General features: G+C 72.9%; 8 protein-coding genes. 4 read left to right on the top strand and 4 right to left on the bottom strand.

The window, feature by feature from the left end; all coding sequences use genetic code 11:
- Window positions 1-48: 48 nt before the first annotated feature.
- Window positions 49-435, bottom strand: coding sequence for a PPOX class F420-dependent oxidoreductase (locus DQW06_RS17290; protein WP_013155460.1), 387 nt, complete (start codon window positions 433-435; stop codon window positions 49-51).
- 271 nt (window positions 436-706) lie between these two features.
- Here DQW06_RS17290 and DQW06_RS17285 point away from each other — a divergent pair, with 271 nt between their 5' ends.
- Together DQW06_RS17285 and DQW06_RS17280 are read left to right on the top strand one after the other, a co-directional pair.
- Window positions 707-1,201 (top strand): GbsR/MarR family transcriptional regulator, encoded by a 495-nt coding sequence (locus tag DQW06_RS17285; RefSeq protein WP_013155461.1) that lies wholly within the window; start codon window positions 707-709, stop codon window positions 1,199-1,201.
- Window positions 1,198-2,070, top strand: coding sequence for an alpha/beta fold hydrolase (locus tag DQW06_RS17280; RefSeq protein WP_013155462.1), 873 nt, complete (start codon window positions 1,198-1,200; stop codon window positions 2,068-2,070). The genes DQW06_RS17285 and DQW06_RS17280 overlap by 4 nt, the downstream gene beginning before the upstream one ends.
- Window positions 2,071-2,290: 220 nt before the next feature.
- Here DQW06_RS17280 and DQW06_RS17275 read toward each other — a convergent pair whose 3' ends face one another.
- The 3 genes from DQW06_RS17275 to DQW06_RS17265 form a co-directional block, all read right to left on the bottom strand.
- The gene (locus tag DQW06_RS17275; protein WP_117198916.1) at window positions 2,291-3,562 is read right to left on the bottom strand and encodes a pyroglutamyl peptidase; all 1,272 of its coding nucleotides are present in this window, start codon (window positions 3,560-3,562) and stop codon (window positions 2,291-2,293) included.
- A 272-nt stretch (window positions 3,563-3,834) separates the two neighbouring features.
- Window positions 3,835-4,428, bottom strand: a complete 594-nt coding sequence (locus DQW06_RS17270) for an NADPH-dependent FMN reductase (protein WP_232833056.1) — start codon at window positions 4,426-4,428, stop codon at window positions 3,835-3,837.
- 101 nt (window positions 4,429-4,529) lie between these two features.
- Window positions 4,530-5,138 carry a TetR/AcrR family transcriptional regulator gene (locus DQW06_RS17265; RefSeq protein WP_117198917.1) on the bottom strand — a complete coding sequence of 203 codons (609 nt, stop codon included), beginning with the start codon at window positions 5,136-5,138 and terminating at the stop codon, window positions 4,530-4,532.
- Window positions 5,139-5,365: 227 nt separating this feature from the next.
- Between DQW06_RS17265 and DQW06_RS17260 the strand changes: the two genes are divergently transcribed.
- On the top strand, window positions 5,366-6,481 hold the full coding sequence (locus DQW06_RS17260) for an FAD-dependent monooxygenase (protein WP_013155466.1): 1,116 nt from the start codon (window positions 5,366-5,368) through the stop codon (window positions 6,479-6,481).
- A gap of 62 nt (window positions 6,482-6,543) precedes the next feature.
- On the top strand, window positions 6,544-7,975 hold a 1,432-nt coding region (locus DQW06_RS17255; protein ID WP_157983469.1), incomplete at its 3' end, for an MFS transporter.

The following is a 7,975-nucleotide window of genomic DNA, read 5'->3' as shown; positions in this document are numbered from 1 at the left end:
GGGGGTGCCTCCCGTCGCGCAGCAGGGTACGCGTCCGCCGAGCACGCCCTAGCGGCCGACGAAGCGCTCCGGCCGGACGTAGACGATGACACGCTCCTCGTCGGGGCTGTCCCACGGGTAGGGGGTTCCGAGGTACTTCTGCGCCATCTCGTTGATGAAGGCCTTGTCCGGGTCCTCCTCCACCCGGTCGACCACGCCGCGGACCTCGACGTACATGTAGGGGTCGTCGGGGTCGGTGGCCGAGACCGAGATCCGGCCGTCGCGCCTGAGGTTCTGGAGCTTCTGCCGCGTCGTGGTCTGGCTGAACCTGAGGAACTCGCCGTCCCAGTCGATCCACACGGGGCTGGACTGGGGGGAGCCGTCCGGGCCGAGCGTGGCCACGTGTCCGAACGCCGGTTTGCGCAGGACCGCCTGCTGCTTCTCCGAGAACGCCATGTCACTCCTTGTCGTCGGTTGACGCCGATGGTCTCGAGTACACCAACACGCCCCGCGGCGGACGCGGAGACGCGCCCGAGTCGGACGGACCGTATCGGAGAACGCCCCGGGGCCCGGGGACCGTCCGGTGTCCCGACGGCTCGGGACCGCCGGGAGGGCCCGCGGTCCCGGCCGCTTCCGCGCTCCCCCGCAGGGCCGCGGCCCGTCGCGACCGCGCCCTCGCGGCATCCTTTCATTGCAGTTGTTACTGCAATGACTGTAATATCGTCGTATGAGCGAACCCCCGGGCGAACCCCCAGAGGACGAACTGGCCTTCGTCGACGAGGTCGCCGTGTTCTTCGAGCACGAGGGCCTTCCCCTCATCGCCGGGCGCGTCGTCGGCTGGCTGCTGATCTGCGATCCACCGGAACAGAGCGCCGCCCAGCTCGCACAGACCCTCCAGGTCAGCCGCAGCTCCATCAGCAGCGCCACGCGCCTGCTCACCCCCAGCGGCCTGGTCGAGGGAGTGCGCAGGCGCGGGCAGCGTCAGGAGTACTTCCGCATCGCCGCGAACGGCTGGAGCCGGATGCTGGAGCGCAGGTACGCCCAGACGGCCGCTTTTCGCGAGGTCACCGAGCGCGGTCTCAGCATGCTCCGGGAGGCCCCGGACGAGCGCCGCGAACGCCTGGCCAACGTCCACGAACTCTACGGATTCCTGGAGTCCGAGCTGCCCCCGCTCTTCTCGCGGTGGCGGAGCGAACGCGAGAGGAGCGATCGGCACCCGTGAACCCTCCGCCGTCGGACCCCTTCCCCCGCGTCAGCGTCGAGCAGCCCGAGGGCGCCCTCAGCGTCATCACCGCGGGGCGGGGCACGAGCACCGTTCTGCTGCTGAGCGGCGCCGGCCTGGACAACGCCCTGCTGAGCTGGCGCCACATGATCCCGGCCCTGGCCCCCGACCACAGGGTCCTCGCCCTGGACTGGCCCAAGCAGGGGCACAGCAGGCCCTGGAACGGCACCGCCGACCACACCCGGATGCTCGCATGCGTCACCGCGGTCCTGGACCGCTTCGAGGTCGAACGAGCCTCCCTGGTGGGCCTGTCGCAGGGCGGCGCGATCGCCCTGGCCTACGCCATCGACCACTCCGAACGGGTGGACCGGCTCGTCGCCCTGGCTCCGGCCGGGATCATCTCGTTCCCTCCCCTGGCGCACCAGCTGCTGTGGCTGACCGCCAGGAGCCGCCTGCTCAACCGCACACTGCCCACGTGGCTGTTCCGCAGCCGCGAGAGGGTGGCCCGGTTCGCGCGCACCAGCCTGTTCGCGGGTCCGGTCGACGACTTCGACGACATCGTCGGGGAGATCATGCCCGAGGTCCGGGCCAACGGCGCGGGCTCCTCCGACTGGCAGAACGCCTCCATCGGCCCGTGGCGGATGAACGTGGACCTGCGCCCCCGTCTGGGCGAGATCCGCTGCCCCACCCTGTTCGTCCAGGGGGACCGGGACGTCGGCGTGCACCCCAGGCACACCGTGGCCGCCGCGAAACGGGTTCCCCGTTCCCGCCTGGAGATGCTGGAGGGCCACGGGCACTGGGTCAACCGTCAGTCGCCCGAGCGGGTCAACGCGCTGGTGCGCGACTTCCTCACCGGACCGGGAGCCTGACCGGACCGGCCACGCCGACGCCCGTTCCCCACGGTACGCCTGCCAACCCCCGGACTCCCGGCCACGGGGCGGCGGCGCGAGCGCCCGAAGCGCCCCGCCGCCGAACCCCGCGGGGGCCGCCGGGGCCCGCCGGAGCGCCGTGTCCGGCTACGGGACGGCCGGGCCCCAAACGGACGACGCGGTGGTGGGAGCGCGCCGGGGAAGGCCCGCTCCCCGGGCCTCACCCGCGGGCGGCGGCCGCGACGATGTCCTCGACCTGACCGACGATCGCCGCGCGGTTCCGCTCGAACTCGGGGCCGGTGACGCCGTCGCCGGGACCGAAGTCCAGGACCGGGGTGTGCACGTGACCGGCGGGGATGTCCAGGCCGGTGGCGTCGCGCAGCAGGGTGTTGCGGTAGGCGATCTCGTTGGAGAGGTAGTCGCCTCCGCCTCCGGCCCGCGCCTCGGAGCCGGGCGTGGGCCCGTCCACGCGCACCACCGGTTCGGTCCCGCCCTCGGGGATCTCGGTCACCGTGGTGTTGTCGACCACGGGGAACGGCGCGCCGCTGGTCTGCTCGACGATCGCGGGGTGGTCGAGGGAGGAGTCCGACCACTGCGGCTGCGGCGTGACGGTGGGGACGCCGTCGGGGACGGGGACCATCTCCTCCGTGCCGACCGACTCGTTGTCCGCGGCGCCACCGCGCCAGGCGCCGTTGTGGGCCTCCAGGTCGAACCGGCCCGGTCGGCCCTGGCTGACGGTGATGACCGTGTCGGCCGGCCGGTCGCCGGTGTAGTGCGGCAGGAGGGCCTCCTCGACCATGCCGTCGGTGAAGTCGCGCCAGCGCACCGGGAAGAGCATGGTCTCCACGACCGCGACCCCGGCGTCGGTCTCGATCACCGCCCCGTCCAGGGCGAGGGCGGCCGCGCCGGAGGGGTTGGCCTGGCGGATGTCGTTGTCGAGGCGGAACGGGTCGAACCCGGTCACGACGACGTGGAGGGCCTCGGGCTCCCCGGGGACCTCGGCGAAGTGGGTGTCGTCGTGGCCGCGGGAGCGGCGGTCCATGTCGGCCACGAGCCCGGCGCGGTCGGCCTCGCTCAGCTCGAAGTCCGGCTGCCAGCGGTTGAGGGCCGAGGTCATGGCGAGCCGGGCCCAGTAGACCGGACGGTCGTCCCCGGCGCTCAGGCTCCCCTCGACCCTCGCGTTGCCCTGGACCCGGTCCACCGCCTCGCGCCAGAGCGCGTCGCCGTGGCGTTCGACGACCGCGCTCGCCTCCTCCGGGCCCGACGCCGCGCACAGTTCCCGCGTGAAGCGGTCCACGGTCATGACGAACCCGGATCTGCGCAGGATCTCCTGCGGGACCTCCTCGGTGACCCGCGCCTCCTCGACGGTGGCGCCGTCCCGGCTGAGGCAGCCGGTCGTCTGCTCGGCCTGGGCCGGGGCGCCCAGGGCGAGGACGGGGGCGGCGATGAGCGCCGACGCCGCGATGCGGGGGATGGTCTGGTGGATGCGCACGCTGGCTTCACTCCGTAGTTCGATGTGTTGGACGAGAGGGGGGAAGTAGGAGGTTCCCTGTTTCACAGGAGTCACACCGCCCCCACGTCTCGGACAGGACCGGTCGGCGGCGCCTGCCGCGTCCGTGCGCGGGTCGGGGCGGGTCAGGTCGGAGCGCGCGCGGGACACCGGTCCGGGCGGCTGGAGCGCGCCGTTCACGCCCACGGTCAGCGGGGCGGGTCCGGCCCGGGGCGCGACGGCCCGCCGCCCGCGGAGCGGACGGAGGAGCGGGGTTACTCCAGGAGCGGGGCCGCCGCCTGTTTCCGCCGGGAGTAGGAGAGCGCCGTGGCCATCTCGTCCATGGCCAGCCGGACCCGCTCCAGCACCGCCGGATCACGGAACTCACCACGGGAGTCCACCCGGCTGGGGGCCCCGGAGACCGTGACCGAGTCGACCAGGACGCTCCCCATCAGGGTCAGCGTGGGAATCAGCGCGAGGTGGCCGCGCATACCGCCCGCCTGTCCCGGTGACGCGCTCATGAGGAGGGTCGGCTTCCCGGCGAGCCCTCCGGAGCCGACCAGCCAGTCCATGGCGTTCTTGGTGGCCCCGGAGGGGCCGTGCGCGTACTCGGGGGTCGCGATGATCACGCCTTCGGCCCGGTCGGCGCAGGACCGGGACCTCGTGACGACCTCCGGCAGGTCCCCGTCGTCGTCCAAGTCGGGGTTGAACAGGGGCAGGCGTCCGGCCAGGTCACCGCCGACCACGGAGACGTCGGGGTTGCTGCGGCCCGCCAGGCGCAGCAGTGCGGCGTTGTGGGAGTTCCGGCGCAGGCTGCCGCAGATACCCAGTACCGCCCACATGGCCGCTCCCCCCCGATCCGAAGTCATCCGCACAGTACCTCCCGAAGCCCCGGCGTGTGCGCGGAAGCCACCGGAGACGGCGGATCGGGGATCCGGCCCTCCCCGCCGCCCCGGGCCGGTCGCGCGCCTCAGCCGTGCGGGGCCGTGGCGCGGATACCGGCGAGGACCACGGCGACGATGCGCTCGGCGTCCGCGCGGGTGAACGCGCGCAGGCCGCGGTTGAGGATGAGGTGCACCGGGCCGGAGATCATCTCGCCGAGGAAGGCGCTGTCGACCGGGGGCAGCTCACCCCGCTCGACCGCGGTGTCCACCCGCCGCCGCATGACGGCCACGCGCTGGTCGAGGACCCTGGACAGCGCCTGCCGGACGGCGGGGCTCTGGTGGGCGGGCTGGACGGCCTGTTCGAGCGTCCGGCCGAAAGGCGTCTCCAGGCCAGCGGCGAGGCCCATCAGGAAGTCCGCCAGGTCCCGGTGGAGGTCACCGGTGTCGGCGACCGACGCGAGGTTCTCGGCGTAGCTCAGTACGGCGTCGACGACCAGCTCCTCGCGGTCGGGCCAGTTGCGGTAGACGCTGGTCTTGTGCACACCGGCGCGCTCGGCGACCTCCTCGTAGCGGAAGCCCACGACGCCGTCGCGCGCGACGAGCTCGGCGGTCGCGGTGAGGACCCGCGCCCGCACCCGCGCGTTGCGGCCGCCGGGGCGCCGTGCGGGCGGCCGGTCAGCGGTCCCGTCGGCCATCTCCACGCCCACCTCCTGTTCTCTGCTCGGGTGCCGATTGTCGCCAGGCGCGGCATTGCGGTGCAAGCCGACCGTGGGTAGGCTTTCTTAAAGCAACAAATAGTTGCTTTAGTTGCCAGGTACCGCGACCCTTGCGCCGACCGCGCTGCCGCGCCCCCTCCCCTGCTCCGGAGCACCGCCACCCATCCGACCGGCACGTCCGCCCAGACCCACCTGGAGCACATCCCGTGAACATCCTCGTCTCCGGAGCCGGTATCGCCGGCCTCGCCGCCGCGCGTGAACTCGGCACCCGCGGCCACGACGTCACCGTCGTCGAGTACGACCACGGCCTCCGCCTCGCGGGCACACCCATCGACATCCGCGGTGACGCGGTCCGAACCGTGGAGAGGATGGGCCTGCTCGCCGAGATCCGGAAGCGACGGCTGCGGATGACCGAGTCCACCTGGTTCGTCGACGGCGACGGCGAACCGGTGGGCCGCATCCCCATCGCCCAGATCAGCGACTCCGACGACGACATCGAGATCCTCCGCGAGGACCTCGTGCGCGTCCTCGCCGACGCGCTCCCCGGCACCGCGGCGATCCGTTTCGGCGACTCGATCGCGGAGCTGGCCGACGGCGGCGACGGTGTCGGAGTGCGCTTCGCCTCCGGTCGAACCGGGCGGTACGACCTCGTGCTCGGTGCCGACGGCCAGCACTCCGCGGTACGCAGGCTGGTGTTCGGGCCCGAGGAGGACTACCTCCGCCACCTCGGTGTCTACATCGCGCTCGCCGCCCTGCCCGGCGAGGCCCGGTCCGAGGGCGTCAACTCGATACACAACGTCCCCAGCCGAATGGCGGGCACCTTCTGGTACAAGGACAGGGCCGTCGCGGTCTTCCAGTTCCGCTCGGAACCGCTCGACTACGACCGCCACGACCTGGACGCCCAGAAGAAGATCGTCATCGACGCCTTCGCCGGGCACCGGTCGTGGAGGATCCCGGAGCTGCTCGACGCGGTCCGAGCCGACCCCGGCTTCTTCTTCGACTCCGCGAGCCAGATCCACCTGCCCTCCTGGCACCGCGGCCGCGTCGCCCTCGTCGGCGACGCCGGGTACAGCCCGGCCTTCCTCTCCGGCCGGGGCACCTCACTCGCGCTCACCGGCGCGCACATCCTCGCCGAGGAACTCGACCGGTGCGGCGGCGACCACACCGCCGCGTTCGAGCGGTACGAGGTCCGGCAGCGCCCCTACGTCACCTTCGCCCAGGCCAGCGTCGACCGCGGCCGCGACCGCATACTGCCGACCAGCTGGGCCGCCATCGCCGCCCGCGACGAGGCCCTGCGGGCAGCGGACACCGGCACACGCTGAACCCCGACGCGAGGAGTTCCCGACCCCTGACGCGCCGGAAAGGCGCGCCGGAGAGGATAGATGTGAAGGACACGCCGGAAGAGTCCGCTGCCGACACCCCGGAGCACCGATGGAGCGGGCGACTCGTCCTCTGGGTCGCCGTTCTCATCCTCGCCAACGTCCTGGCCGACGTGGCCATCGCCTCCCCCCTGCTGGTCCTGCCCCAACTGCTGGAGCACTTCGACACCGACCAGGCCGCGTGGCTGAACGCGAGCGCGATGCTGGCCGGGGCCATCTGGTCGCCGCTGCTCGCGAAGAGCTCCGACGTCTTCGGCAAGCGGCGGCTGCTCGTCGTCACGCTGGTGACCGCGTGCGCGGGCGCGCTGGTCTGCCTCGTCGCCCCCAACGTCTGGATCTTCCTGGTGGGGCGCTTCCTCCAGGGGGCAGCCCTGGCCGCGATCTTCATCACGGTCGCCCTCGTACTCCAGATCTGCGCCCCGCGGGTGGCCATGCCCGTGATCGGGCTCGTGACGTCGGGATCGGCGATCGTCGGGATCATCGAACCGTTCGTGATGGTGCCGGTCATCGACCTGTTCGGCTACCGCAGCGTGTTCGTCGTGGCGGCGCTGCTCGCCGCGGCGGCCGCGCTCTGCGTGCGTGCCCTCATCCCGGAGTCGCCGGTCCGCGGCGCCGGCCGGATCGACGTGGGCGGGGCGCTCCTGCTGGGCGGCGGCCTCGGCTCCGTGCTCGCCTACGTCAGCCTCGGCGGAGACGCCGGGTGGCTGTCCGCGGGCATGGTCGTGCTGCTGGCGGCCGGTGTCGCCGCGTTGGCCGGTTGGGCGGTCCTGGCCCTGCGGATCGCCGAACCCATCATCGACATCCGGGCCCTCAGCCGACCGGTCCTGCTGACGCTGCTGGCCCTGGTCCTGGCCGCGGGCTCCTTCCGGAGCATGCTCCAACTGACGAGCATCGTCGCCCAGGTGCCTCCCGAGCTGGGACTCGGCTACGGGTTGGGCGACGGAGGCGCGGTGGCGGTCCTGCTCGCCGCGCCCTCGCTCGGCATCATGGTCGGCGGCACCCTCGCCGGATGGGTCGCGGGGCGGTTCGGCGCCGCACGGCCCCTCCTCGCCGCCATCGCCGTCGGTGCGGCGGCGACCCTCATGATGCTCGTCGGCGTGTCGGTCCTGCCGCTGGCGGTCGCCTGCGGGGCCCTGGTCGGCATGGCCGCCGGCGCGATCTCGACGTCCGGCTACAACCTGGCGACCAGCCTGGCACCGCCGGAACGGCAGGGCACGGTCTCCGGCCTGGTGTCGGTCATGTTCGCCCTCGGCTCGGTCGTCTTCAGCTTCGCCGGAGGCGAACTCCTCAAGGCCACCCAGATCCCCGGGGTCGTGGCCGACGGCGCCCCGGTGAGCACGGCGACCGGCGTGTACCTCTACGTCCTGACGGCCGGGGTGCTCTTCGTCCTCGCCGCGGTGCCCGCGGGCATGGTGGTGCGCGGCGGGCGCGCGGCGC

It is taken from the genome of Nocardiopsis sp. TNDT3 (genome assembly GCF_003427465.1).
GTDB classification, from domain to species: Bacteria; Actinomycetota; Actinomycetes; order Streptosporangiales; family Streptosporangiaceae; genus Nocardiopsis; species Nocardiopsis dassonvillei.
Note: the sequence above shows the minus strand (reverse complement) of the source record. Positions and strands in the feature narration are given on the sequence as shown.